The organism is Streptomyces sp. NPDC054834 (genome assembly GCF_053611185.1).
The window spans coordinates 353,913-380,342 of record NZ_JBSGZV010000003.1 but is presented as its reverse complement, the minus strand read 5'-3'; the positions used below and the strand labels follow the sequence as shown (position 1 = coordinate 380,342).

22 protein-coding genes are annotated in these 26,430 nt (G+C 71.7%); 6 read left to right on the top strand and 16 right to left on the bottom strand.

Going from position 1 to position 26,430, the window contains the following annotated elements:
• The 9 genes from ACWGJM_RS06725 to ACWGJM_RS06685 all read right to left on the bottom strand — a co-directional run bounded on the left by ACWGJM_RS06725 (window position 1) and on the right by ACWGJM_RS06685 (window position 11,452).
• Complete coding sequence (locus tag ACWGJM_RS06725) at window positions 1-1,833, bottom strand: peroxidase family protein (protein WP_453410570.1); 1,833 nt, start codon at window positions 1,831-1,833, stop codon at window positions 1-3.
• Window positions 1,830-3,746, bottom strand: coding sequence for a GMC family oxidoreductase (locus tag ACWGJM_RS06720; RefSeq protein ID WP_453410569.1), 1,917 nt, complete (start codon window positions 3,744-3,746; stop codon window positions 1,830-1,832). The genes ACWGJM_RS06725 and ACWGJM_RS06720 overlap by 4 nt, the downstream gene beginning before the upstream one ends.
• Window positions 3,743-4,153 carry a hypothetical protein gene (locus tag ACWGJM_RS06715; RefSeq protein ID WP_453410568.1) on the bottom strand — a complete coding sequence of 137 codons (411 nt, stop codon included), beginning with the start codon at window positions 4,151-4,153 and terminating at the stop codon, window positions 3,743-3,745. The genes ACWGJM_RS06720 and ACWGJM_RS06715 overlap by 4 nt, the downstream gene beginning before the upstream one ends.
• Before the next feature lie 104 nt (window positions 4,154-4,257).
• A complete protein-coding gene (locus tag ACWGJM_RS06710) occupies window positions 4,258-6,129 on the bottom strand; it encodes a M1 family aminopeptidase (RefSeq protein WP_453410567.1) in 1,872 nt (623 codons plus the stop codon).
• 222 nt (window positions 6,130-6,351) lie between these two features.
• The gene (locus ACWGJM_RS06705; RefSeq protein WP_453410566.1) at window positions 6,352-8,043 is read right to left on the bottom strand and encodes a purine-cytosine permease family protein; all 1,692 of its coding nucleotides are present in this window, start codon (window positions 8,041-8,043) and stop codon (window positions 6,352-6,354) included.
• A 107-nt stretch (window positions 8,044-8,150) separates the two neighbouring features.
• On the bottom strand, window positions 8,151-8,603 hold the full coding sequence (locus tag ACWGJM_RS06700; RefSeq protein ID WP_453410565.1) for a hypothetical protein: 453 nt from the start codon (window positions 8,601-8,603) through the stop codon (window positions 8,151-8,153).
• A 73-nt stretch (window positions 8,604-8,676) separates the two neighbouring features.
• Window positions 8,677-9,099, bottom strand: coding sequence for a DUF6003 family protein (locus tag ACWGJM_RS06695; RefSeq protein ID WP_453410564.1), 423 nt, complete (start codon window positions 9,097-9,099; stop codon window positions 8,677-8,679).
• A 64-nt stretch (window positions 9,100-9,163) separates the two neighbouring features.
• Window positions 9,164-10,600 carry a WGR domain-containing protein gene (locus ACWGJM_RS06690; RefSeq protein WP_453410563.1) on the bottom strand — a complete coding sequence of 479 codons (1,437 nt, stop codon included), beginning with the start codon at window positions 10,598-10,600 and terminating at the stop codon, window positions 9,164-9,166.
• Window positions 10,601-10,729: 129 nt separating this feature from the next.
• Window positions 10,730-11,452, bottom strand: a complete 723-nt coding sequence (locus tag ACWGJM_RS06685) for an FAD binding domain-containing protein (RefSeq protein WP_453410562.1) — start codon at window positions 11,450-11,452, stop codon at window positions 10,730-10,732.
• A gap of 175 nt (window positions 11,453-11,627) precedes the next feature.
• Here ACWGJM_RS06685 and ACWGJM_RS06680 point away from each other — a divergent pair, with 175 nt between their 5' ends.
• Window positions 11,628-12,482, top strand: coding sequence for a DMT family transporter (locus ACWGJM_RS06680; protein ID WP_453410561.1), 855 nt, complete (start codon window positions 11,628-11,630; stop codon window positions 12,480-12,482).
• Window positions 12,483-12,568: 86 nt separating this feature from the next.
• On the opposite strand, the gene katG is transcribed toward ACWGJM_RS06680, so the two are convergent.
• The 6 genes from katG to ACWGJM_RS06650 all read right to left on the bottom strand — a co-directional run bounded on the left by katG (window position 12,569) and on the right by ACWGJM_RS06650 (window position 19,144).
• Window positions 12,569-14,791: a catalase/peroxidase HPI gene (gene katG, locus ACWGJM_RS06675; protein ID WP_453410560.1), complete on the bottom strand. Its 2,223-nt coding sequence runs from the start codon at window positions 14,789-14,791 to the stop codon at window positions 12,569-12,571.
• A 33-nt stretch (window positions 14,792-14,824) separates the two neighbouring features.
• The gene (locus tag ACWGJM_RS06670) at window positions 14,825-15,262 is read right to left on the bottom strand and encodes a Fur family transcriptional regulator (RefSeq protein ID WP_453410559.1); all 438 of its coding nucleotides are present in this window, start codon (window positions 15,260-15,262) and stop codon (window positions 14,825-14,827) included.
• Between the two features lie 146 nt (window positions 15,263-15,408).
• On the bottom strand, window positions 15,409-16,962 hold the full coding sequence (locus tag ACWGJM_RS06665) for a N,N-dimethylformamidase beta subunit family domain-containing protein (RefSeq protein WP_453410558.1): 1,554 nt from the start codon (window positions 16,960-16,962) through the stop codon (window positions 15,409-15,411).
• A gap of 88 nt (window positions 16,963-17,050) precedes the next feature.
• The gene (locus tag ACWGJM_RS06660; protein WP_453410557.1) at window positions 17,051-17,989 is read right to left on the bottom strand and encodes a CU044_5270 family protein; all 939 of its coding nucleotides are present in this window, start codon (window positions 17,987-17,989) and stop codon (window positions 17,051-17,053) included.
• Complete coding sequence (locus ACWGJM_RS06655) at window positions 17,982-18,635, bottom strand: RNA polymerase sigma factor (protein ID WP_453410556.1); 654 nt, start codon at window positions 18,633-18,635, stop codon at window positions 17,982-17,984. The genes ACWGJM_RS06660 and ACWGJM_RS06655 overlap by 8 nt, the downstream gene beginning before the upstream one ends.
• Before the next feature lie 161 nt (window positions 18,636-18,796).
• Entirely contained in the window at window positions 18,797-19,144 is a 348-nt protein-coding gene (locus ACWGJM_RS06650; protein WP_453410555.1) for a DUF1330 domain-containing protein, read from the bottom strand.
• Window positions 19,145-19,353: 209 nt separating this feature from the next.
• Between ACWGJM_RS06650 and ACWGJM_RS06645 the strand changes: the two genes are divergently transcribed.
• From ACWGJM_RS06645 to ACWGJM_RS06625, 5 genes are all read left to right on the top strand, one after another.
• Window positions 19,354-19,860, top strand: coding sequence for a SigE family RNA polymerase sigma factor (locus tag ACWGJM_RS06645; protein WP_453410667.1), 507 nt, complete (start codon window positions 19,354-19,356; stop codon window positions 19,858-19,860).
• A 9-nt stretch (window positions 19,861-19,869) separates the two neighbouring features.
• Window positions 19,870-20,379, top strand: a complete 510-nt coding sequence (locus ACWGJM_RS06640; RefSeq protein WP_453410554.1) for a hypothetical protein — start codon at window positions 19,870-19,872, stop codon at window positions 20,377-20,379.
• A 130-nt stretch (window positions 20,380-20,509) separates the two neighbouring features.
• The gene (locus ACWGJM_RS06635) at window positions 20,510-21,754 is read left to right on the top strand and encodes a glycosyltransferase (RefSeq protein ID WP_453410553.1); all 1,245 of its coding nucleotides are present in this window, start codon (window positions 20,510-20,512) and stop codon (window positions 21,752-21,754) included.
• On the top strand, window positions 21,751-23,025 hold the full coding sequence (locus ACWGJM_RS06630) for a hypothetical protein (protein ID WP_453410552.1): 1,275 nt from the start codon (window positions 21,751-21,753) through the stop codon (window positions 23,023-23,025). Before ACWGJM_RS06635 ends, ACWGJM_RS06630 begins: the two co-directional genes overlap by 4 nt.
• A 98-nt stretch (window positions 23,026-23,123) precedes the next feature.
• A complete protein-coding gene (locus ACWGJM_RS06625) occupies window positions 23,124-24,122 on the top strand; it encodes an AraC-like ligand-binding domain-containing protein (protein WP_453410551.1) in 999 nt (332 codons plus the stop codon).
• On the opposite strand, the gene ACWGJM_RS06620 is transcribed toward ACWGJM_RS06625, so the two are convergent.
• Window positions 24,010-26,370 carry a helix-turn-helix domain-containing protein gene (locus ACWGJM_RS06620; protein ID WP_453410550.1) on the bottom strand — a complete coding sequence of 787 codons (2,361 nt, stop codon included), beginning with the start codon at window positions 26,368-26,370 and terminating at the stop codon, window positions 24,010-24,012. The two genes, ACWGJM_RS06625 and ACWGJM_RS06620, sit on opposite strands and share 113 nt — an antisense overlap.
• Window positions 26,371-26,430 lie beyond the last annotated feature (60 nt).

The following is a 26,430-nucleotide window of genomic DNA, read 5'->3' as shown; positions in this document are numbered from 1 at the left end:
TCAGCTCGCCGCCCTTGTGGCGGTGTGCCACGGCACGAAGGCGTTGTCCAGTCCCGCGAGGGCCGTGCGCAGCTCGGGGTGGTGGCGCAGCAGTACGGTCACCATGCTGTTGTCGTCGATCCAGGCCAGGCCGGCCTTCGAGTACACCTCGGGCGTGTAGTACTCGGTGAAGAAGCGGTCGCTGTTCAGCCGGCGCGAGGCCATCAGGATGAAGATGCGGAACGCGGTGTCGCTGAAGGCGAATCCGCGCGGCAGCTTCTCCGCGTACAGCCCGACCGACAGGTCGACCTTCTCGATGTCACCGTCGTAGAGCCGCTCGATCTCCTCGGCCCACTGCGGGTTGTACGTCAGCTCGGTGAAGCTCTCCGCGGGCTTCAGCCGCAGCAGCCGGCGGAACTCGTTGTAGCGGGGTACGCCGAGCTCCCTGGAGCGCAGGATGTCGGTGGCGGCGAGGTCCTGGAGATGACCGTCGGGACGCTCGAACTCCTGGAGGAACCTGGGGAAGTTGTGCAGGGTGACCAGCCCGGGGTGGAGCGTGCCGAAGCTGTAGAGCAGGTCGGTCATCTCCGTGGTCTCCAGGAACTTCAGTGCCCCGGGGCCCGAGATGTCGCGGAGGGTGCAGTGGCGCAGGGTCGAGTCGTCGGCGGCCGAGCGCAGATGCCACTCGTCGCGGATGAGCGGGTGCATGCGGTAGACGGCGACGAACTCCTCCGTGATGGCGTAGGGGACGCCGTAGTGGTCGGTCTCCGCGCCGGGTATGCCGCTGACGACCTCGCTGTCGCTGATCCGGCCGAACAGGTTGTGGACGCGCTCGCCCGCGATGCCCCACCAGTTGGTCCGCAGCGCCTTGACGCTGGTGGGGTGGCTGATCACGGCCGGGGTCCACTCCACCGTGTGGATCTTGGCGAGGAGGGCGGCGTTGACGAGCCGGGCCCGCTGGAACAGCTCCTCGTCGCCCCAGGACGGGTACGCGGCGTGCAGGTGGTCGCAGATCGCGTTGTGCTCCCGGGTGAACAGGTCGTGCATCATGGCGAGGCCCAGCCAGAAGCCGGGAACCTGCGAGGGGTCACGGGAGGGGTCCGAGGGGATGGGGGACTGCTCGTCGTCCCACAGGTGCAGCCTGCCCAGCTCGCCGGTGCGCATCAGCCGCTGTTCCGTCTCGTTCGAGCCGTAGATCTGGGAGGCGTCCCACCAGTGGGAGGAGACGTTGACGCGGGTGTCGGGCGTTCCGGGCGGTGCCTGGGGGTCGCGAGTCGGGTCGTCCGGGGTCCGCATGATCCGCATGGGGTGCTCCGGCCACGGGTCGTCGTCCATGAGGGGGACTTCCCAGGGACGGTCCGTGGGGCTCGTCCCGTGGCTGAACCAGTCCCGGACCATGAACTGGAGCCAGGCGGAGACCAGCGAGTTGACCGATTCGGCCGGGACCAGCTCGCGGCGGGTGAGCACAGCGCGGCTGACCTCGCGCGGGTTCGGCCTGGACAGTACGTCCGCGGGCGTGGCCGGGGCGATCTTGTCGAGCGGGATGTTCCGGCCGAAGCGGCTGCCCGCCATGCCCATCCGCGGTTCGCCGAGGTCGTTGTGGCTGCCGTCGGCGGTGCGGTTGACCTTGTTGCTCGCGGACGGGGGAGCGGGGTCCGGCAGGTCGACCGCGGGCAGGTGGCCGGTGTCCTGGAGGTTCTTCTGCCGCAGCTTGACCCGCAGACCGAAGAGCGTGAGCAGGCCCGCGATGACGGGCAGCTTGTCCCAGCCGATGCGCCGGTCGACCTTTTCGGCGACGGTGGTGACGATCCGCCAGGGCAGTGAGGTACGGTAGCCGGCTCGTTGCGTGCTCATCGTGATACTCCTTGTGCGGATTCGAGGATCACGTCGCTCGCCTTCTCACTGATCATGTAGATGGGCGTGGCGACGAAGAAGCCGGGAATGCGGGGGAACACCGAGGCGTCGACGATCCGCAGGCGGTCCACACCGCGCACCCGGAAACGGCTGTCGACGACGGCCGACGGGTCGTCCGCCCGCCCCATCCGGCAGGTGCAGGACGCGTGGTGGCCCCAGGCCTCGTCCTGGACGAATCGGCGGATCGCGTCACGGCCCTCGACCTGCTCGCCGGGCCACAGCTCCTCGCGGATCACGGGCGAGGCCTTGCGGTTCATCCCGCGCACGAACTCCACGGCACCGGCCATCGCTTCGAGGTCCAGGCCGTCCTTGTCGGTGCCCTCGGCGAAGTAGTGGAAGTTCACCAGGGGCGGGTCACGGGGGTCGGTGGAGCGCAGCCGCACCCGGCCCCCGGTGTTGTGGGTGCGGCTCTTGAGGATGGCCCAGGTGAAGCGGTCCCGGTGGCGGGTCAGGTCGAGGGAGTATCCGGGCCGGTAGCCGCGGAAGTCGAAGGGGCCGCCGAAGATGAACAGGTCGGGGGCGTCCAGCTCCGGGCGGGACTTGCGGGTGATGCCGACGACGGCGCCGTTGGTCGTGTAGAGGCCCTCGCCGCGCTGCCAGTCCCGGTAGCAGCGGTCAGGTTCGGAGCCGGGCGCCGGCGCGTGGAAGGCGCAGTCCTCGATGAGCCGGAGCGGACGCTCGGTCCGGCTGACCACGCCGACTTCGTACCGGTCCTGAAGATGGGCGCCGACGCCCTGGAGGTCGACCCGCACGGGGATGCCGTGCCGCTGGAGCTCCTCGCGCGGTCCGACACCGGAGAGCATCAGCAGCTGGGGTGTGTTGAAGGCGCCGGCGGACAGGACCACCTCGCGGGAGGCGAGGACCCTGTGCAGGGCCGGTGGCTCGGTGGCCTCCGGTCTGCCGGGGTCGGCCCGGTAGGCGTGCGCCTCGTGGAGGTAGTCGACGCCCCGCGCCGCTCCGTCCTCGTCCAGTACGACCCGGGCCGCCAGGGCGTTCGTACGGACCACCAGACGGTCCGGGTGGTCGCGCCGTACGGCCTGGACGCGCTCGCGTACGGCGCTGCGCCGTCCGCCGGCCGTGGAGAGGGGGATCTGCCACAGGCCTTGCAGCGCCTGCGTCTGCACCCGCCAGTCGTTGGGGTCGACGAAGGACCCCAACCCCTCCAGCGGGGACAGCGGCCGGTCGAGGAAGCCGGCCAGCGCGTCCTCGGCGGCGGAGAGCACCACCTTCAGCAACTGCTTGTCGGTGACCGCCAGTCCGGGGTCGGCGAGCGCGGTGGGCAGCCAGCCGTCGAAGCCGTGCCGGGCGTCGTTGCGGTAGCGGGCGCCGGTGGCGGGCAGGGCCTTCAGCAGCGCCGCCAGCAGGGCGTTGCGCGGTGGTTCCTTGGGCCTCGGCCGGTACGTGCACCGCTCCAGCCGCTCGAAGTACCGGCGCATGCGAGTGCTGTGCCAGGTGGCGTCGCCGGTCTCCTCGGCGATGGCGTCCCAGTCACGGTTGTACGGGTAGACGGTGATCAGCGCGTGGTGCGCGGTGCAGCCGCCGACCGCTGCGGCGCGCGGGTACAGGACGCCCCGGTCCGGGACGAGTTTGCTGTCGCGCCGCTGCTGCTGCTCGTCGGCGTAGTGCCGGACGAAGTAGTTCCAGCACTGGGCCGGATCCTCGGAGGCGTCCGCGTGGAAGGCCGGGACGGCGTAGTTGTCGTCGTCCTCGGCACCGCCCGCGTCGAGCAGCAGGGTACGGAACCCCGCGGCGGCCAGGTTGGCCGCGAGCGGGCCGCCGCCCGCACCGGCACCGACGACGACGTAGTCGAAGCCCGTCTCGGCCAGGCCCGCGGAAAGCGGCTCCGCGGTCACTTCCGCTTGCCCTTCGGCTCTCCGAGGGAGTCGGCCGCGGTGGCGGCCAGGGCGGTGTTGACGGCCGAGATGAGCGTGGTCAGCGCCGCCGTACGCGGCGGCAGCCGGCCGCCGAGACCGAGGGTGGCCGCCGTCGCGGTGTCGCTGGCGTGGATGAGGATGCCCTCGCGCAGATCCTCCCGCAGCCGCTCACCGTGGTTGGCCAGCAGGTCGAGACCGAGCAGGATCGTACGGATCCCGAACAGCCGGAAGGCGTAGACGGCCGCCGGACTGGGCGGCTCACGATCCGGGTCGAGGCGCCGGATCAGCAGATCGGGTGCGAGCAGTCCGGTCGCGCCGTTGAAGAGCCGGATACCGGCGAGCGCGTAGACCGAGGCAGAGCGAGGGGAGGCGGATTTCGTGGCCATGACGGCTCCTCGGGAGAGGAACACCCTGGAAGCACTCCACATCCCACCATATGTTCACGGATCCTCCCTCGCACCTCGGGCCACGCGCCCGTCCGGTGCCCGGGTCAGCCGTCGATGCGGTGCGTGGACCAGAACGAGGTCAGGTCCGTGGTCGTGGCGGCTTGTGCGGCGGCCTTGAACTCGGCGGTGGTCGAGACGCCGTACCAGTGCGAAGTGGCGTAGTCCTTCAGGAGTTTCGCCATGGCGGTGTCGCCCAGGACGCGGCGGAGGTCGTGCAGGGCGCACTTGCCGTAGCCGTAGACGACGGTGGAGTACCGGGAGGAGTGGGCGTCCCAGTAGGCCATCGAGTTGGTGATCTTCTCCGCCGACGAGGCCCAGGAGACGCTGCTCCAGCAGTTGGTGCCGGTAATGCCCTGCGCCAGGTCGGTGGCGTAGTCGGTGAACGCCTCGTCCAGCCAGGGGCTGTTGTACTCGTCGTCACCGACGATGCCGTACCACCACTGGTGGCCGGTCTCGTGGGTGAGCGCGGTGGTGCTGACCAGGTCCAGCACGAAGCCGGGGTACTCCATGCCGCCGAACCAGAAGTTGTTGTCGAGCACCGCGTCCAGTTCGCCGTACGGGTAGGCGCCGAACCGTGCCCCATGGGCGTCCACGGCGGACTTCGCGGTGGTGAGCATCGACTGCGCGCTGGAGGAGCTGATGCCGGAGACCGAGTAGACGTTCACCGGGACACCGCTCGTCGAGGTGCCGGAGATCTTGGTGAAGGGTCCGGCGGCCCAGGCGAAGTCACGGACCTTGGTGGCGGTCGCGGTGGTGACGGTACGTCCGCTGGAGCCGGGGGTGTCGACCGAGGTGCCCGTGGCGGGCACCAGCAGGGTGGTGGGGTGGTCGAGGGTCACATGGAAGTCGGCGGCCAGCGAGTAGAACGACTCACCGTTGTTCGTGTACGGGTCCAGGTGCCAGCCTGCCCCGTCCTTGACGGCGAGCACGGGCAGGGCGTTGCCGATGAAGCTGAAGGCCCCGTCGTGGCCGAAACGGTCGGCGCCGCTGGGGACGGTGATGCCCAGGTCGAAGCCGATCGTGGCGGTCTGCCCCTGCGCGAGGGGCGTCGGCAGGGCGATCTGGAGGGCGGTGCACGAGACGGAGAGGGCGCCCGCGGTGCCGCCGGTGACATTGCTGACGGTGATCGGCGGGGCCGAGCAGGTGCCGTGGTAGTTGTCCCACAGTCGCAGGTACACCTCGCTGAGCGCGGTTGCGGAGGCGTTGGTGAAGGTCGCGCTCTCGTGGCCGGTCCACACGGTGCCACTGGTGTTGCTGCTCAGACTGACGGTGTACGAGGGCGCGGCCGGGGTGCGGGTGGAGTCCGCGGGCGGGGCGGTGTCGCCGGAGGTGGCTAGGCCGACGTCGTCGACGACGAAGCTGGTCTGGAGGCTGGAGTCCTCGGTGCCGGTGAAGGCGACGCTCACGGTCTGGCCGGCGAACGCCGAGACGTCGAAGGACTTCTGGACGTAGCCGGTGTTCTTGTCGAGGTTGGAGTACGTCGCCAGCGTGGTGCTGCCGATCTTCGCGGTCAGCTTGTCGTACGCGGTGGACGAGGTGGTCTCGGCGGTGTCGATGTGCAGCCAGAAGGTGAGGGTGGCGCTGCTGCACCCCGTCGGGATCGTGACGCTCTGCGTCAGCGTGTCGGTGTGCGTACTGCCGACACCGTCCAGCCAGGCGAAGGAGGCCCCGCCGTGGGCGGTCTGGCCGGTGCGGCTGGTGATCACGCTCGTCGAGGACTGGCTCCACGGCGAAGTACCGCTCTCGAAGCCGCCGTTGGTCACCACCTGGGCCGGGGTGCAGGCGGCGGCCCGCTCTGCGGCGGCCGGCGCGGCTGCCGCGGGGGTGCCCGGCAGCGTGACGGCCGCCGTCGCGGCGACGGCGAGTGCGCCCGCTGCGAGGGCCTTGCGGACGGTTCTGTGGGGGGTCGGTCTCACACGGAACTCCTTTGCGGCGGCCGGGATTCCGGCCTGCTCGGCGGCCGTCCGGTCGGCTGGGGTGCGCCGGGGCGGCCGTGGGCTGCGTGTATCGCTCGAAGCGTGACAGATTTGACCAGGGCATGCCAGGTCGGGGGGCGAAAAGTCCCGCCCGGCACACCGCCGGCCCGCGCCGAAGGGCACGGACCGGCAGCAGGTGGGGACACGGAAGCGCGGCGGCGGTCAGCGGGCGGAACGCACGGCCGGCATGGCCAGGTCCACCGGACCGGTACCGCCGCTCTTGCAGGAGTCGTGACAGTCCTTCTCCAGGCTGCAGCACAGCGAGCAGACGGCGCCCTGGTGGAAGGGGCAGCCTGCCATGTCCGGCCGCTCGAAGTCGGTCGCGCACACCGAGCAGGTCAGGGTGGCCGCCGAGGGCAGCCCGTCGGCGCCGAGCAGCGGCTCGTCGAGGTCGTCGGTGCGGGCGATGTAGTACCTGCCCTTGGTGAGCACCGCGAACAGCGGCGAGAGCACCATGGCCAGCAACAGCGCGATGAACGGGGAGTACGCCTTGCCGTAGTCCCCGAACGCCTCGAAGTACGCGGCGATGGAGACGGCCGAGGCGATCAGCATCGAGCCGAAGCCGACCGGGTTGAAGTGATACAGGTGCGCCCGCTTGAACTCGATGTACGACGGGCTGAACCCGAGCGGCTTGTTGATGACCAGGTCGGCGACGACCGCGCCGATCCAGGCGATGGCCACGTTGGAGTAGAAGCCGAGCACCGTGTTGAGGAAGCCGAAGACACCGCCCTCCATCAGGGCCAGGGCGATGCCGACGTTGAGGAAGATGTAGACCACGCGGCCCGGGTGACGGTGGGTCAGCCGCGAGAAGAAGTTGGACCAGGACAGCGAACCGGAGTACGCGTTCGTCGAGTTGATCTTTATCTGGGAAAGGATCACGAAGAACGTCGCCAGCCCCAGCGCGACCGGCGCCGCGAAGGTCCGGAACCCGTGCACGTACTGCTGGATGGGCTCGTTGGCCTTGCCCAGGCCCACGCTGCCGGCGATGTAGAAGGCGAGGAACGCCCCGCCGATCTGCTTGGCCGCGCCGAGGATCACCCAGCCGGGGCCGGCGGAGAGCACCGCGCCCCACCACTTCCTCGCGTTCTCGGGCGTCTTGTCGGGCATGAAGCGCAGGTAGTCCACCTGCTCACCGATCTGCGCGATCAGCGACAGCGCCACACCCGCGCCCGCGCCGACACCGAGCATGCTGATGCTGGAACCGGTGGGCGAGTCGCCCGCGAAGTGGGTGAACTCGGAGAACTTGCCCGGCTCCTGGACGGCGATGGACACGAACGGCGCGACCATCAGCACCAGCCACACGGGCTGGGTCCACACCTGCATCTTCGACAGCGCGGTCATGCCGTAGATCACCAACGGCAGGATGATCAGCGAGCACAGGAGGTAGCCCACGGCGAGAGGTATGTGCAGGCCCAGCTCCAGGGCCTGCGCCATGATCGAGCCCTCGAGGGCGAAGAAGATGAAGGTGAAGCTCGCGTAGATCACCGACGTGAGCGTGGAGCCCAGGTAGCCGAAGCCCGCGCCCCGGGTCAGCAGGTCCATGTCGATGGAGTACTTCGCCGAGTAGTACGAGATCGGGATGCCGGTCAGGAAGATGACCACCGCCGCGGCGAGGATCGCCACCATCGCGCTGGAGAAGCCGTTCGAGATCGCGATGGAGCCGCCGATGGCGAAGTCCGCGAGATACGCGATGCCGCCCAGGGCCGTGGTGGCCACCACGTAAGGGGTCCACCGCCGGAAGGACTTGGGCGCGTAGCGCAGCGAGTAGTCCTCCAGAGTGTCGTTCTGCGTCCACCCGTTGTAGGTTCGTCCGCCTGTCGTGGCCGGTGCCTCTTTGTCGACGATGTCCGTCACGGTTCTTCCCTCTTCCGCAGGGAGCAGTTCGAGGGAAGAGTCCCGTCACGGTGTTTCGCCGCCGTTTCCTCTCCTTTGCGACTGTGTCGAAGTCGAAAGGGAACCGATCAGGGCAGCGCCCGGTACACGCAGGCGGCGGTGAGACCGTAGGCGAGGTGGGGCGCCACGTCGGACACCCACGACGTCAGATCCCACGACATGGGGTCGGTCACCCCGAGCACCGTGGCCGGGACGTCGCTGCCGGCCATGGCCGCGGCGCCGAGCAGTGGTCCGGCCGCCACGGCCGGGAACGACCCGTTGCCGCGTCGCAGCAGTCCGTAGGCGGCCCCGACGCCGAGCCCGGTCACGTAGCCGAGGAGGGCACCGGCGGCCTCCTCACGGTGCTCCTCGGTCTCGCCGTCCCCCAGACCGACCCCCACGCGGTCGGCGATGCGGTCGGCGACCTGGGCCGGCATACCGCTGGAGGATCGGCCGCGCAGCAGCATGTCGCCGTAGCTCACCAGGTTCAGCGCGACGGTGCCGGCCGCCCCCGCCAGCAGTCCTTTGGTCAGTGGTCGCATCCGTGGTACCCCCTGGTACGCGTGGTGCGGTTGACGGACAGGGTCCCGAGTTCCCCTTGTGACAGCGGAGGAATCATCTCGCGGCGGCCGCCACGGCGGCGGGATCCTCGCCGGTCAGTTCCACGATGCGGTTCAGGGGAACACCGGCCGCCAGGGCCCGCCCCAGCAGTGCGTCCCGGCCGTCGGTGCAGTCGCGGTAGGCCAGGAGGTCCTGCTCGACACGGGCCGCGGTCTCCGGGCCGGTGTGCTGCCGCAATCGGCTCAGTTCCTCGTCCCCGAGCGGGACCGGCAGCCGCTCCGCGTCCTCCGGGATGGCCACCGTGTCCTCGGGCGGCACCACTCGCAGCTTCGGGGACGTCGCCGTCACGCCGTGCGCGTCCAGCCACGCCCGCACCGCCGGCGTCTCCATACAGGCCGGCTTACCGACGGCCGCGGGCGGAACACCGAGCGGCACGGCCGTTTCGGTGAGCAGGAACAGGTAGGCGTCGTCGGTCATCTCGAGCCTCCTCCGGGGGACTTGAACGGCTGATCACTGCTCCCGGTACCCCGTCGCGGCCGGATCACCGCACCCGGCGTATCTCGCCGCGCACGCGGTAGAAGCCGCCGGCCGCCGGGTGGACGGCGTCCACCACGTAGCGCGCTCCCAGCTCTCGGATCTCGCGCGGGAACTGTACGTTCCAGCCGGACTCGAAGCCCTCGGAAAGGACGTGGACCCGCATCCGGCCGGCGTGCTGGACGCACTCGACGACCACGCCGCCCGCGGGCGGTGTGCTGACCGTCGCCAGGGCGGACACCGAGGTCGCGGGGTTGTAGGTGGGCAGGGCGGCGGCCGACTTGACGTCGACGGCGACGGGCAGCGAACCCTGCTGGGCGGCGGCGATGGCCGCCTCCGACGTGTCGACGCAGACCAGGGACCCGTCGGTGGTCACCAGATACAGCCGCTCGTCGAAGTACTGCATGGACAGGGCCGAGCCGTTGCCTGTGCGCAGCTTCCACAGCCGGGTGCCCGAGGCGTCGAAGCAGTAGACGGAGGAGGCGTTGTCCCCGGCGAAGACGTACCGGCCTCCCGGGGCGGTGGCGCACGAATACACGACGTCGTCGCACGTGTAGACGCTCTCGACCCGCCCGCCGGCCTTCGACAGCCGCTGCACCACGTGGCGGTCCGTGCCCGCGTACACCGCCGTCGCCTCCTGCCAGCCGAACAGCACGCCGCCCCGCGTGTCGGTGTGCCACAACTGGCCGCTCCCGTCCGGCGCGTAGGCCGTCACGCCGTGGCCGTGCCCGTGGTAGACGGCGCGGTCGTCCGCCCGCACCATCCAGCCATGACGGCCGGACGACCGCCTGGACCACTGGTGCTCGTCCTCGTGGTCGATCACGGTGAGACCGCCCGACGCGTCGGAGACGTCGAGCACGCCCTCGTGGATGTCCAGCCAGAAGATGTCGACGTTCGCCGCGATCTCGTACGCGGCGAACGGCAGCTTCGACGACAGGTCGTACACCCTGCCGTCATCGCACCCCGCGTAGATCCAGAAGTCGTCCGCCACCAGGCACTTGACGCCGTCCGGGAGCCGGTAACGGGCCAGCACCTCGCCGTCGTGGCCCAGCGTGTAGACATCCCCCGCCTGGTTGCCCACCCATACGCGCTCGTCGTCGACATGGATGCCGAACGCGGCGGAACCGGTGCGGAAGCGCCACAGCACCGGCGCCGTGGCGCGCGCCGTGGACGGAGCGGAGCTGACCTGACGCCGGGTCACGGGGCGCGGTGCCCGTCCACCGGGAACGGCCGCCGCGTACCCCTTGCGGACCTTCTGGTCGATCTTCTTCTCCGCGGCCGTCCGCGCCTTGGCCGGTGTCGCGAACGACGACGTCTGCACCTGGCCGGACGCGCCGATGCGGCCGTAGCGCACCGTGACGGTGGTCCCGTCGACCGTCACCTCGTAGAACTTGTGCGCCCCGGCACCGTCTTCGGACAGTTCCAGATACGTCGTCTCCGCCACGACAGACCCCTCCCGCACGCATACGTCCCCACAGCGGACCGACGACCAGGCCGTCCGCCCTCGATGATCGGAACATACGGGAGGGCACTGACAATCGGTCCGCGAGGCGGTGACGGGAGAGGCGGTTCCTCAGCGGTCGCCGAGGCGGGTCAACAGGGTGGTGACCTCCTGGCGGACGACGTCCCGGGCCGCGGCGGGCAGCGCCCCGATGTCCGTGTGCCGCAGGGCCTCGAAGGCCTGCTCGGCACCGGTGTCGCACGGAGTGCTCTCGCTGAGCACCTCGTAGCCGTCGCGGACGGCGACCCGCAGGCGGTGGGCCCCGTCGCCCTCGCCGTGCACGGCGGCGGCGACCACCAGCGGCGGCTGCCCGCCCGCGTCGCCGGGCAGCTTGCGGTACCCGCTGACCAGCGGTTCGCGCCAGTGCAGGCTGAGCAGCACGGGACGCTTGGCCAGCACCTCCGCGAGGTCGGTCTCGTAGCGGCTGTCCGGCTCGAGCACCGTGCACCGGGCGTCCAGCACGAGCGCCGGGGGCAGCAGGCAGCGCAAGGTGCTGCCGACGAGGTTGCCGCCCACCGTGGCCGCGCGGCGCACGGCTCCCGTCCCCACCGAGCCGGCCGCCCGGCGCAGCACTTCCGGCACCGAGTCGCCCACCTGGTTCAGGACCACGGCGGCGCCCAGCGTCTCCCGCCCGACGACATTGGCTTCAGGGAGGGCACGCAGTGACAGCGCCTGCTCCGGGAAGCCGTCCCGCAGCCAGGCGGCCCACACCAGGGTCGCGCCGCCGATGGGCACAGCCCCTTCGGCCAGACACTCCTGCGCTTCGGACACGGACGTGGGCAGACGCAGGAGCACGGTGCCGACCTGCCTTTCTGGAAAGGGGGCGACGGAGGGGGGCATCTCGACCGCCCCGGCCACTGACTTGGCGCATTTTCCCCGGGTCCGTGGGGGCGCGTACAGGGCTCACCTCCACCCGCCGTGCGCCCCTCGTGACGAGGCCGGACCGGACGCGGCGAGGCATGGTGGAGGTGTGATCGTGCTCGCCGTGATCTTCGCCGTCCTGGGTGCCGCCAGCAACGCCGTGGGTACGGCGTTCCAGCGCAAGGCCGCCTCGACGGTGTCACGGGGTGGTGGCCTCCGCCTGCTGGCCGCGCTCGCACGGCGCCCCGCGTGGATGATCGGCATCGCCGGTGTCGCGGGCGCCGCCCTGTTCCAGGCCGTCGCACTGATCAACGGGCCCATGGCGCTGGTCCAGCCGCTGTTCATCCTGGAGCTGCCGTTCGCGCTGCTGATCGCCGCTCCGCTCATGCACCGCCGGCTGCCCGGCGCCGGCTGGCACGCGGTCGGGGCAGTGGTCGGCGGGCTGGCGCTGGTCCTGGCGGCGGCGGATCCCTCGGGCACCCGGAACCAGGCGGCCATGGAGCGCTGGGTGCCGGTGCTGGCGCTGTGTCTGGGGGCGATGGGCGCGGCCGTCGCCCTCGCGGTTCCGTCGCGCTCCGCCCTGTTCCGGGCGGCCACGCTGGCCTCGGCCGCCGCGATCGGCAACGCGCTGACCGCGGCCCTGATGAAGTCGGCCACGGACCGGCTCGCCGACGACGGTCTGCCCGCCTTTCTGGCCACCTGGCAGACGTACGGGTTCGCGCTCGTCGGCGTCGGCGCGGTCCTGCTGCTGGAGAACTCCCTGCAAGCCGGCCCGCTGGTCGCCTCGCAGCCCGCGCTGACCATCGGCGACGCGACGGTGAGCCTCGCGCTGGGCGTGGCGCTGTACGGCGAGGAGATCCGGACGGGCTGGTGGCTGCTGCCCGAGCTGGCCGGGGCCCTGCTGATCCTGTGGGGCGTCCTCCGGCTGACGCGCGTGGTGCCGCAACTCGATCCCGTCCGGTAGGGCGCCTGCGTACGTGTGGGCATACGCGTCGGCGTCCAGACCGGTCGGCGGACCGGCCTGGACGCCCTTACGGGACTACACCCTGATCAGACGAGGTCGAACCGGTCGAGGTCCATGACCTTGGTCCACGCGGCGACGAAGTCGCGCACGAACTTCTCCTTCGCGTCGTCGCTCGCGTAGACCTCCGCGAGCGCCCGCAGCTCGGAGTTCGAGCCGAAGACCAGGTCGGCACGGCTGCCGGCCCACTTGACCTCGCCCGTGGCGGCGTCGCGGCCCTCGAACGTGGTCTGGTCCTCCGAGGTCGCCGACCAGGTCGTGCCCAGGTCGAGCAGGTTGACGAAGAAGTCGTTCGTCAGCGAGCCGGGCGTCTTGGTGAGGACGCCGAGCTGCGAGCCCTGGTGGTTGGCGCCCAGCACGCGCAGACCGCCGACGAGGGCCGTCATCTCGGGGGCGCTCAGGGTGAGCAGGTTCGCCCGGTCGACGAGCAGGAACTCGGCCGGCAGCCGGTTGCCCTTGCCCAGGTAGTTGCGGAAGCCGTCCGCGGTCGGCTCCAGCGCCTGGAAGGACTCCGCGTCGGTGTGTTCCTCGGTCGCGTCGACCCGGCCCGGCGTGAAGGCCACCTCGACCTCGAAGCCGCCCTCCTTGGCGGCCTTCTCCACGGCCGCGGCACCGCCGAGGACGATCAGGTCGGCCAGGGAGACCTTCTTGGCGCCGGAGGAGGCGTTGAACTCCTGCTGGATGCCCTCGAGGGTGCGCAGCACCAGCGCGAGCTGGTCGGGGTCGTTGACCTCCCAGCCGCGCTGCGGCTCCAGACGGATACGGGCGCCGTTGGCACCGCCGCGCTTGTCGCTGCCGCGGAAGGTGGACGCGGACGCCCACGCGGTGCTGACCAGCTGGGACACGGTCAGGTCGGACTCGAGCAGCTTGGTCTTGAGGGCCGCGACGTCGGCGTCGTCGATCAGCTCGCCCTCGCGCTCCGGCAGCGGGTCCTGCCACAGCAGGGTCTCCTGCGGGACCTCGGGGCCGAGGTAGAGCGACTTCGGGCCCATGTCGCGGTGGGTCAGCTTGTACCAGGCCCGGGCGAACGCGTCCGCGAACTCCTCGGGGTTCTCGTAGAAGCGGCGGGAGATCGGCTCGTAGATCGGGTCAAAGCGCAGCGACAGGTCGGTGGTGAGCATCCGCGGGCGGTGCTTCTTCTCCGGGTCGAAGGCGTCCGGCACGATCTCCGGGGCCTCCTTGGCGATCCACTGGTGGGCGCCGGCCGGGCTGCGGTCGGGCTCGTACTCGTACTCGAAGAGGTTCTTGAAGAACCCGTTGCTCCACTGGGTGGGGGTCGTGGTCCAGATGACCTCCAGGCCACTGGTGATGGCGTCCTTGCCCACACCGGTGCCGTAGGTGCTCTTCCAGCCCAGGCCCTGCTCCGCCAGCGTGGCGGCCTCGGGGTCGGCGCCCACGTGGTCGGCCGGGCCGGCGCCGTGGGTCTTGCCGAAGGTGTGGCCGCCGGCGATCAGGGCGACGGTCTCCTCGTCGTTCATCGCCATGCGGCGGAACGTCTCACGGATGTCGCGGGCCGCCGCGATCGGGTCCGGGTTGCCGTTCGGGCCCTCGGGGTTGACGTAGATCAGACCCATCTGGACCGCGCCGAGCGGGTTCTCCAGCTCGCGGTCGCCGGTGTAGCGCTTGTCGTCGAGCCAGGTGGTCTCCGGACCCCAGTAGACGTCCTCCTCGGCCTCCCAGACGTCCTCACGGCCGCCGGCGAAGCCGAAGGTCGAAAAGCCCATCTGCTCCAGCGCGACGTTGCCGGTGAGGACCATCAGGTCGGCCCAGGAGATGCTCTGGCCGTACTTCTTCTTCACCGGCCACAGCAGACGGCGGGCCTTGTCCAGGTTGCCGTTGTCCGGCCAGCTGTTGAGCGGGGCGAAGCGCTGCTGTCCGGCGCCCGCGCCGCCGCGGCCGTCGCTGATGCGGTAGGTGCCCGCGCTGTGCCACGCCATACGGATCATCAGCGGGCCGTAGTTGCCGAAGTCGGCGGGCCACCAGTCCTGCGAGGTGGTCAGCACCTCGGCGATGTCCTGCTTCACGGCCGCCAGGTCGAGGGCCTGGAACGCCTCGGCGTAGTCGAACTTCTCACCGAGGGGGTTCGCCTCGGCGGGGTTCTTGGAGAGGATCTTCAGATTGAGCCGCTCCGGCCACCACTGGCGGTTTCCGCCGCCCTGAGTCGGGTGGAGGGCACGCCCGTGCGCGACGGGGCAGCCACCGGCCTCCTCCGGCTTGGGGTCCGTGACGATCGCATCGTGGTTCTCGGTCATGAGAGTCCTTCCGAACGGGGTGGATCGCAATGCTCAGGAACTGGGGGCGGTGGAGCAGCCGGGGCACAGGCCCCAGTAGGTGACCTCGGCCTCGTCGATCGAGAAGCCGTGGTCGTCGGAGGCGGCCAGGCAGGGGGCGTCGCCGACCGCGCAGTCGACGTCGGCGACGGCACCGCACGAGCGGCACACGACGTGGTGGTGGTTGTCCCCGACCCGCCCCTCGAACCGGGCCGGGCTGCCGGCCGGTTCGATCCGGCGTATGAGGCGCGCCGCGGTGAGCGCGTGGAGAGCCTCGTAGACGGCCTGCAGGGAAATATGGCCTACGCGGTCGCGGATCCCGGAGGCGATCGAGTCGACGTCGAGGTGGTCGCCGGCCCGGACGGTCTCGAGCAGCGCGACGCGGGCGGCCGTCACCCGAAGGCCGGCACCGCGCAGCTCCTCGGCGGGGGTCGGAGTCCGGGATGCGGTCATGGCGGCCAACCTACCTCGATAAACACGAGCTGTGTAGTAAAACGAACCATTCAAGTTTAGGGCGTGTCGTGATCATCCCGGTGGTGGCGGAAATGCCCGGGCGGCCGCGCTCGCCGACGCCGCCGACATGTCACCGCCAGAAAGGATCAAGTGGCGTAGATCTCGCTCGTGTTGGAGCGCGGCGCCGGCCGGTGCCGCGCCGCCGGGCCCTCGGCGAAGGCGCGCAGGAGGTTCTCCGTCGTGCGGGTCACGAAGGCGCGGGTGCGGGCGTCCATGCCGTGGTCGCGTCCCAGTTCGCCGGTGCCGGCCACGAGGGCCTCCACCCAGCGCATCGTGCCGGTCGCGAACACGCCCGCGCCGCCGGGGACGGTGTAGTACGCGGAGTCGCTGTGGCTGGGCCGGCCCGAGCTGACGAGCGGCGAGTGGGCGGTGATCTCGAGCAGGCGCGGGGTGGGGGAGGCGGGCGTGACGCGGTCGTACTCGACGCCCACCAGGTGCGGGAAGGCGTCGCCGGAGCGCACTCCGGTGCCCTCGTGGAGCCAGTGGCCGGCCGAGTGGACGACGTAGGGAGCGTCCACCGGGTATCCCTCGTAGAGCACGCCCGTCAGGGACGATTCGGGGTCCGGTGCCGGCCCGGCACGGAAGTCGGTGGTCACCAGGGCCGGCCGGGAGGGGTAGCAGGGGTCTGCGCGGTAGTCGGACTTGTAGCACACGACCGTGCGGCCGGCCGGCTCCGGACCGGGCTGAAGGCGGATCCGCCGGAAACAGGTGTTCGCGCCGAGGAACGCGATGTTGGAGCCCGTGTCACGGGCCCGCGTGACGTGCGCGCGCTGCTCGGGCGTCCAGTACTCGTCGTGCCCCAGGCAGACCACGCACGCGGCGCCGGCCAGCACCGCGGGGTCCTCGTGGACGTCGACGCCGGTGCTGTACGCGAGCGGTACGCGCAGCCGCTCCGCGAGCACCACCGCCGCCCACTCGTACACCCGGAACTTCTCGGCGCCGTCGGCGTCGTAGGGCCGGTCGAAACCGACCGCCAGGGACCGGGTCGCGTACGCACCCGAGGCACCGGCGTAGAGACTCGCCCCGCCCCACCGGTTGTACGCCTGCCAGGTCGCCGGGGCGTGCAGGAGCACCGTGCGCCCCGCGCCCCGGACCGAGCGCACGATGAGGGGCACGTAGCGCTGGTGACCGGTGTCCGCGTCCAGCCGCAGCAGATACGCGCCCTCCGGCCAGCCCGCGGTGTCCAGCGTCAGGGTGCGTCCCCACCCCGCCCGGACGGTACGGGTCTCCGGCTCGATCCGCGGGGCCCGCTGGACCCGGCCGCGCACCGGGGGAGAGGACCACACCCGCCGGGCCAGGGCACCGCCGTACCAGCCCACCCGGAACGCCGACACCCGGAACGAGGCCGCCGTCGTCGACACGAACAGCCCGCACTCCTCGCCGGGCGTCACGCTCACCCGGTCGGCGTAGCCCGCGATCGCCTCCGGCGGGCCCACGGACGTGATCCGCCAGTCGGGCGATCCCGGGGCGTCGCGTTCGGCTTCCGGGAGATGACCGCCGTCGCCCGTGCCGGGCGGACGGCCGGCGCGCGTGTGGTCGCAGGCCGCCGCGCCCAGGCCGGCGCCCGCGCACAGGCACAGGAACCGGCGCCGTGAGACACCGGAACCGCCGGGGTGCACCGGGTGCCGTGCTGAAGCCACACCGCCTCCTCACCCCCTCCGGTCCGCCGCTCCCAGCCTCAGGTCGCCCCCGTGGCCCCGCAACCGGTCCCGTCCCCGTGCCGCCGGTCTACGGGCGCCGGCCGATGCGGTCGACGACACCGACCTGTCGCACGCACCTGGTCTCGTGGTACCAGCCGGACTGCCGCCACCGCCCGTGCGCGAATTCGGCGGTGCTGCCCTTGACGCGCAGGCCCAGGTAGTCGTAGGTGCGGCGGTCGAAGAGGAAGGTGAAGTCGCACTCGGGGTACGACACGCCCACCGCCCGCCGGCCCAGTACGTCCACCTCGTCGTGGTCCACCCCGACCCGGGGGATCTCGGCCAGCGCCTCGAACGTGGCGGCTTGCAGCCCCGGTGGCATCACGCGTGGTCCCTGCAAGAACAGGCACGCCTCGGTGAACGCCTGGAAGTCCGTCTCGGGCGAACTCCTGGCGCCGAGCCGGAACATGTGGAGGAGCTTGTCCGGGTCCCTCGGCATGGCGGCCAGCTTGGAGTAGACGGTGGGCGGCCACTGCACCTCGTGCTTGCCCAGGGGCGGGTCGTGGTGGACCTTCCCGTGCTCCTGGCGCCGGGAGGGCTTGGAGCCGTCCACCGACAGCCAGCTCTCGTCCGTCCAGGTGCGCCTCCTGCCGCCCTTGTCGTAGGTCCGTGCGATGGAGGTCTTGGTGTAGAAGTACTGGTCGTCTCGTGGGACGGGAAGCCGGGTGCCGTGGGTCCGGGACCTGTCCGCGGCCTTCCGGAGCACCTGGGCGGCGCCGAGCGTGGCGATCCGCGGCGCGTCGGCGCCCTCGTGGTCCCGTGTGGCCACGACGACGCCCGCCGTGGCCGCGGCGGCCGTGCCCGCGAGCGCGGCGCGCAGCACGAGCCGTCGGTGCGGGCCGAACGGCCGAGTCCCCCGCCGCTCCTGGGCGATGGCCCGCCGAAGCCTGGTACGGGCGGCGGCGCGCGCCTCGTCGGTGAGCGGGGGAGTGTCGGCGGCCCACTCCCGTACGGCGGTGAGGTCATCCATGACCGGTCTCCTTGTGCTCCTCGTGCGGGACAGCGGGATGTGACGCGCCCAGCGTCTGGCGCAGCCTGCTCCGGGCCCGGTGCAGGCGTGAACGCACCGTGCCCACGGGGATCCCCAGGGCCTGGGCGGCTTCCCGGTAGTCCAGATCGCCCCAGGTGATCACCAGCAGCACGTCGCGGTGCCGGGCGGGGAGCCGGGCCAGCGCCCCGGCGAGCGCGGCACGGGAGCTCTCGGCGCTGACCTTCTCGGCGATCCGGTCCGCCAGGGGTTCGCCGTCGCCGTCCTCGCCGGGGACCAGGGACGTGGCGCGGGACAGCGCGCGCAGCCGGCGCGCCTCGGTTCGCCGGTGCCGGCCGACCAGGTTGGTGGCGATCCCGTACAGCCACGGCCGGGCCTGCGGCTGGGAGAGGTCGTAGTGGCGGCGCCGCTGGAACGCGACGACGAAGGTCTCCGCCATGAGATCGTCGGCCGTGTCGGCGCCCAGCCGTGCGGCCACGTACCGGTGGATGTCGTCGGCGTACCGCTCGAACACCGCGGCGAAGGCGTCCGGCTCCTCCCAGGACCGCTCGATGACCGAGGCGTCGGAGTCGGCGGCGTGTTCCGGGCCGGGCACGTCGCGGACTCCGACGCTCGGTGAGACAGTCACTGATCGCCTCTTCGGTTCATGAACTTCCTTCGAAGTCGCGGGCATCGTCGCCTGTTGTTCGCCGATGCCCGCATCCGGGTTCCGGATTCGCGTGTGACGTGGGTCACGGTCAACTCGTCGCGGACTTCCAGGAGTTCATGACGGGTCAGGGCCGCCGCCGGCTACCCGGCGGACATGCCCTCCCGCATCGCCTTCGCGGTGCCGGCCGCGTCGTAGCCCTCGGGCACGCCCTCGACCAGGATGATGTCGCCCTCGATGTGCCGGTGGCGCAGTGGTGCGATCTCCTGGTACTCGGGTGAGTCCCACCAGGCCCGTGCCTCGGCGATGCCGGGGAAGCCGATCACCACGACGTGCCCGGGCCAGCTGCCCTCCTTCACCTCGTGCTGGGCGGCGTGCACGAGGAAGCGGCCGCCGTAGGGCTCGAAGGTGGCGGTGATGCGCTCGATGTACTCGGGAATCTCCGGGTGCGGCGCGGCGTCCCTGAGGTGGCCGATGACGTAGGCGGGCATGGTGTCCTTCCGTTCGGTCGGGCTCCGTACGCCGATGATCGTGGCACGCGGACACGGCGGGCGCGATGACTTGTCAGGTAAGCGGCGGAGCGCTCCATCTGTCCTCGCGTGGCCGCGTGACCCGGATCACACGACCGGAGTGCATCGCACAGCGGGGGCCAACGTCTTTCACAGGGCGTAGGGGGATGGCCGAAGCGGGGGAAGTGCGGATGGAGCAGGGCCGGGCCGATGGGTTCGACGGGTTCGTGGCGGCCCGTTGGTCGGCGTTGTTCCACCTCTCGCGGCTCCTCGTGGGTGGCGACCGGCACCGGGCCGAGGACCTGCTCCAGGAGGCGCTGGTCAAGCTCTGGTTCGTCTGGCCCAGGATCGCGGACGAGGCCCCGGAGGCGTACGTACGCAGGATCCTGGCGCGCGCGGCGGCCCGCTCGGCGCGGCGGCGCTGGTGGGGGGAGCGCCCGGTCGAGCAACTGCCGGACCGGGCGCAGGCGGATGACGTGTCCGCCTCCGTGGCGGAGCGCTCGAGACTGGAGGCCGCCCTCGCCCAACTGCCGCCGAAGCAGCGGGCCGCGGTGGTGCTGCGCTACTACCAGGACCTGCCGGAGAAGCAGGTCGCGGAGGTGCTGGGGTGCCCGGTCGGCACCGCTCGATCCCATACGTCGCGCGGCGTGGCACGGCTGCGCCGGATCCTGGCCGATGTCATCGAGCCGGTGGGTTAAGGGGAGTTCATGGATCAGTTCGAGCGGGAGCTCGCGCGCATGATGCGCGACACCCAGGAACACACCCCCTTCGAGGCCGGACACCAGGTGCGTCTGCGGTCCGGGGTGCGCGCCCGCCGGCGTACCCGCCTGGCACAGAAGGCCGTCGGCTCCGCCCTGGCCGTCGCCGGACTCGGAATCGGCCTGTTCCTACTGCCCCACGAGCGCGTCGAGAACAGACCGCAGGCGCCCCTGCCGCGGCCCGCGATCAGCCCGGCCTCCCCGAGCCCGGCGCCGTCCCCGACGCCGGAGGACTCCCCGAGCGGGACCGTCACCGCGCTCCCGACCGGGCCCGCCGAGGAAACCTCCGTACCCCCCGACGCGCCGTCCACCACCGTCAGTTCGGACACGCCGTCCCCGCCCCCGGCCTCGCCCACCACTTCGGTGCACTCCGCGTCGGGGACGCCGAGCCCACCGGCCGCACCTTCGCGTACCGCGTCGACGGTCGAACCGTCGGCGGCCTCGGCGGGCCCCGGATAGGGAGAGAACCCACCAAGGCTCTGCGACCACCCATCTCCGTGACCCTGACCGCAGCGCTGCCGCGTCACCCAGCACACCCTGCGGCAGGCCCGAACCTGGATACGTCTTGACAAACATAGGCCCGATAGCCGTGACGGACCCTCTCGCCCCGGACCGACTGCCACTGCGCACACCGGTGCCCGCGCACCAGCGGGAGCCCGTCCTGGACGTGGTCGTCCCGGTGTTCAACGAGGAACGGGACCTGGAACCGAGCGTGCGGCGACTCCACGCCCACCTGCATGAGACCTTCCCGTACCCGTTCCGGATCACCGTCGCGGACAACGCCAGCACCGACGAGACCCCGAGGATCGCGGCCCGGCTGGCCGCGGAGCTGCCCGAGGCCCAGTGGCTGCGGCTGGCCGAGAAGGGCCGGGGCCGGGCGTTGCGGGCCGCGTGGTCGGCCTCGCGGGCGCCGGTGCTCGCCTACCTGGACGTGGACCTGTCGACCGATCTGACGGCACTGTTCCCCCTGGTCGCCCCGCTGATCTCCGGGCACTCAGACATCGCCATCGGCACGCGCCTGGCACGCGGTTCACGGGTGGTGCGCGGCCCCAAGCGGGAGGTCATCTCCCGCTGCTACAACGCCCTGTTGCGTTCCACGCTCGCCGTCGGGTTCTCCGACGCGCAGTGCGGATTCAAGGCGGTGCGGCGCGATGTCGCCGAGCGGCTGCTGCCCCTGGTGAAGGACTCGGGCTGGTTCTTCGACACCGAACTGCTGGTGATCGCAGAACGCGCGGGACTGCGCATACACGAGGTGCCGGTCGACTGGGTGGACGATCCCGACAGCCGGGTCGACATCCTCTCCACGGCGCTGGCCGACCTGCGCGGCATCGCCAGGATCGGCCGGGCGCTGGCCCGCGGCACCCTTCCGATGGCCGGATTGCGCCGGAGCGCCGACGGCGACCCGCCGGGCGGCCCCGGGCTGGCCGGCCAACTGCTGCGGTTCGCCGCGGTGGGAGTCGTGAGCACCGTCGGATACGTGCTCCTGTACGCCCTGTTGCGTCCCGCGACGGGGCCGCAGGCCGCCAACGCGCTGGCCCTGCTGATCTGCGCGGTCGCCAACACGGCCGCCAACCGGCGGCTCACCTTCGGGCTGCGCGGCCGCGGCGGTGCGATGCGCCACCAGGCCAAGGGTCTCCTGGTGTTCGCGATCGGCCTGGCGCTCACCAGCGGTGCGCTCGCCGCGCTCCACCAGGTGGCCCCCGCTGCCGGGCGCCGTACGGAGGTGGCCGTGCTCGTCGCCGCCAACCTGGCGGCGACCCTCCTGCGGTTCCTGCTCTTCAGGACCTGGGTGTTCCCCGCCCGTCGCCGTGGCACGGGAGGCACGGCCGCATGAACCACACCATCGCGCCGACGACCGGACCCGGCACCGACGCACGCGAAACCCCCGCCCCCGCCGACGAGTTCGACCGGAACCCCGGCTCACAACTGCGCCGTGCGGTCCGTCACCACGGCCCCGTGCTCGCGCTCTACGGCGTGCTGAAGCTCATCGGCTTCCTGGTCTTCATGTATCTGCTGGACTCCTCCGGGGACTTCCGGAAGAAGTACCCGCGCTTCGGCGGCGGTGCCCACGCCTGGGACGTCCTGGCGAGCTGGGACGGCTGGTGGTACCAGCAGATCGCCGCCCACGGCTACCACCCCGCGCTCGTCCACGTTCCCGGCGCGACCGGGCTGATCACCCTCGAAGGCAACTCCGCGGCGTTCTTCCCGCTCTACCCCGCGGCGATGAAGGTGGTCTCCGACTGCACCGGCCTCGGCCTGTACGGCTCCGGGATGCTGGTCTCCGTCGTCGCCTCGTTCGTGGCCGCCCTCGGCATCTACGCGGTCGCCGCCCGCTTCGGCGGCAGACGGGCCGGGCTGGCCGCGGCCGGACTGTGGGCGGTGTGGCCGGGCTCCGGCCTGGAGTGGTCGGGCTACTCGGAGTCCCTCTACGTCGCGCTCGTCGTCTGGGCCTGCCACGCCGTCATGACCCGCCGATGGCTCACCGCCGGCATCCTCACCTTCCTCGCCGGCCTCAACCGCCCCACCGCCGCCGCGCTCATCGCGGGCCTCGCCGTGGCCGCGCTGCTCTCCCTCCGACGGCGCGAGGACGGTGTCGCGCGTCCGCTGGCCGCGGTGCTGATCGCCCCGCTCGGGCTCGCCGGCTACCTGCTGTGGGTCGGCCACCGGATGGGCGACTACGGCGGCTACTTCGCCCTCCAGAAGGGAGCCTGGGCCCACACCTTCGACTACGGGAAGCAGACCCTCGACGTCCTCACCTCCGTCGCGGTGGGCCACTTCGACTACCTCTTCGCGTTCCCCTTCGAGGACACCATCGGCGTGGGCGTCGTGCTGCTGGGCCTGATCCTGATGCCGCTGCTGATCCAGCTGCGCCCCCCGGCGGTCCTGACCGTCTACACGCTCCTCACCTTCGCCCTGGTGCTGGGCAGCCAGCAGATCTTCGGCAACGTCTCCCGCTACCTGCTCCCCGCCTTCCCGCTCTTCATCCCCGTCGCTCTCGCACTGCGCCGTCTGCGGCTGCCCCTGCTGTGCACGGTGCTCGGCATCGCCGCGGTGGCTTCGGGCTCGTACGCGGGGTACGTGCTCTTCGAAGCGGGGGTCCCGTAACCGGCCCCCGGTGACTGGGGATCCCCGGCGTCAGGGCTGCACGATTCTTCCTGCGATTCTTCCTGGACCGCCGGGCACCGCGGTGATGACATGGTCACGTGTCCAAGACGCTGTCCACGGCGCCGCTGGCCGTCTCCGAGCGGGAGGAGTACTGGCACGACGTCGTGTCCCGCACCTTCGTGCCGCTCGACGTCGCCCTCCTGGAGAAGGAGCCGTCGCCCGGCACGATCGTCAGCGAGCGGCTCGGTGCCGTGCAGATCGCCCATGTGCGGGCGGGCCCGCAGGCGGTGACGCGGAGCCGACGGCTCATCGCCCGGGACGGGCGCGAGTACCTCACCCTCGTCATCCAGCAGCGGGGCACCGCGGTGACGGAGCAGGACGGGCGGGAGTCCCTGATGCAGCCGGGCGACTTCTCCCTTTCGGATTCCTCCCGCCCGTTCCGGAAGAGACTCGAGGCGGAATTCTCCTTCGTCGCCTTCCACTTCCCTCGCCAGGAGCTTCATGTCCGCAACGATGACCTGCGCGAACTGACGGCGACCGCCTTCACCGGTGACACGGGCAGTGCCGCACTGGTGGCCACGTACTTCACACGCATGGCGCGCGAGGCGGCGAGCTTCGACGAAGCCGTCCGCAGGCGTGTCGCCGCCACCGGGCTGGACCTGCTGGCCCTGCTCATCGACGAGCGCCGCGGCCGGGCCGGCTCCCGAGCCCCGGAGACCGATACGGCCACCCTGGTGCGGGTGAAGGACCACATCACGCGCCACCTCGCCGACCCCGGTCTGTCGCCGGCCACGATCGCCGCGGCGCACTTCATGTCGGTCCGCCGGCTGCACAAGCTGTTCGAGCTGGACGGGGCCACGGTGGCCGGCTGGATCCGGACACAGCGACTGGAGCGCTGCCGCCGCGACCTGCTGAGGCCCACGGCCCTGGAGACCGGCGTGGCCGGCATCGCCCGGCGCTGGGGCTTCGTCAGCCCCAGCCACTTCAGCCGGGCGTTCCGCTCGGCGTACGGGATGAGTCCTCGCGAATGGCAAGGGAGTCCAGGCCCGAGCGGGCCTCCTCCAGCAGATCGCCCGGGAGCCGGTCTTCCATCGTGAGCACGGTGCGGTACTCGGCGGCGGCCTCGGCGCCCTCACCGAGGTGGGCGAGCGCCCGGGCCAGGTGGAGGCGGACCCGGCCCGCCTGCCGGTGGTAGCCGAGGGTGTCGAACTGCCCGTGGATGGAGCGCAGAACCTCGGCCGCGTCCCGCCAGTGCCCCTGGTCGAGATGGACGAACGACAGGTGGTACCTGGCGATCAGCCCGGTGAGGTGCCGGACGTTGGGCGGCACGCGGTCGCGGTTACGGGGATCGGCCAGGGCGTCCATGACCTTGCGGTAGGCCGCGACGGCTTCCGGTGCGCGCCCGGTCTTCCGCAGGAGCGTGATGGTCAGGTTGCAGGCCTGGAGGTATCCGGAGACGTTGTCGGCCCGGGCGAACAGTTCCCGGGCTCGTTGGCAGTGGTCGGCGGCGGACACCAGGTCACCGGCCGCATCCTCCAGCCAGCCGAGGTAGGCGTGCGCCTCCGCTTGCTGGCCGATGTCTCCGCAGCCCCTGGCGAGGCCGAGCGCGCGTGTGGCCGCCGTGACCGCTTCGGCATGGCGGCGTTCGCAGGCCCAGTAGGCCCAGGCGAGGTAGTTGCGGTGGGTGGCCTCCAGCGCGGCGTCCCCCAGTGACGCTCCGGCCTCGGCGGCGCGTTCATAGATCTCGGTCCACTGGCCCCAGGACACCCAGTGCTCCGAGAACCAGTGCATGGCCTCGGCGACCTCGGTGACCACGGCATGCTCGCCGGTGCCGGCGGCCTCCCGGAACGCCGCGAGCCAGTTGTCGCTCTCCGCCTTGATCCAGCGCAGCGCCTGGTCCCGGTCGTCCAGCGCGACCAGGCGGCCGGGATCCGGCGGCGGAGCTCCGTAGCCGGGCTCGTACCAGCGGCCGGCGAGGACGGCGGTGTTCAGCAGCCAGGCACGCAGGCGGGCGCGCGCGGCCGCGGACTCCTCCGCGCCGTCCTCGGCGCGGTGCCGGGCCCCGGCGTACAGGCGCAGCAGGTCGTGGAAGCGGTAGCGGTCGTCACGGGAGGTCATCAGCAGTCCCGCCTCCAGCAGTTCCTCCAGGAGGTCCTCGGCGGCGGTCGGCGGCGCGGCCGTGAGCGCGGCCGCCACCGGCACGCCGAAATCCCCTCCCGGGACCAGCGACAGCAGCCGGAACATCCGGGCGGCCTCGGGTGCGAGACGTGAATAGGAGAGCGCGAAGGCGGAGTTGACCCGCAGATCACCGGCGCTGAGCGCGTCCAGTCTGCGGTCCTCGTCGGCGAGTCGGTCGGCGAGCCGTCCCAGGCTCCAGTTCGTGCGGGTGGCGGCCCAGTTGGCGGCCACCCGCAGGGCCAGGGGGAGGTGCCCGCACAACTCGGTGACGGAGTGCGCGGCGGCCGGCTCGGCGTCGACGCGGTCGGCGCCCACGACCGCGCGCAGCAAGGCGGCGGACTCCTGCGGGTCCAGCGCGCCGAGCTCCAGGCGCCGTACCCCCTCCAGACCGGCGAGCGTGCGGCGACTGGTCACCACGACGAGCAGGCGCCCCTCGCGCGGCAGCAGCGGCCTGATCTGGGCCTCGCTCCCGGCATTGTCCAGGACCAGCAGCGCGCGCAGCCCTGCCGTGATCGCGTAGTAGCGCGCCGTCCGCTCCTCGGCGCCGAGGCCCGCCAGTTCGCCGTCCCCCATGCCCCACGCGGCCAGCAGACGTGGCACGGCGTGCTCCGCCGGGAGCGGCTGTGCGTCGAGGCCCCGCATGTCCAGCAGGAACGTTCCATCTGGAAACGAGGGCGCCGACTCCTTGGCCAGCCGTACCGCCAGTGTGGTCTTGCCGCTGCCGGGCGGGCCGGACACCACCGCCACCGGCGGCGCCGCCGACCCAGGCTGCGCGAGTTCGGCGTCGGCGGCCGCCCGCTGGGCGAGGGCGCGCAGGGCGGACAGCTCCGACTGCCTGCCCACGAAGTCCGGGACACCTCTCGGCAGCGTGTACTGCGCCGCCTTCACGGGGGCGGGAGCCTTCGGCCCCGGACGGGTGGCGCGGACGGCGGTCAGCAGTTCGGCACGGGCCGCCTCGTCCAGCCGGAGGCCCTGGGCGAGCGCGGTGACGGTCCCGGGATGCGGCCGCAGACTCCGGCCCCGCTCCATGTCCCCGATGGCCCGCCCGGAGACACCCGACGCCTCGGCGAGCTCCTCGATCGTCAGCCGGCGGCTCAGCCGCAGCTCCCGCAGCATCCGGCCGAACGGCGTCCCCCCGCCGTGCGTTCCCCCGTGCTCCCCGCTCACGGTGCTCAGTGTATGCGGGGCCATTAGTGTGCCGCGGCGTGTGCGGCGGGCGAAGGCGGT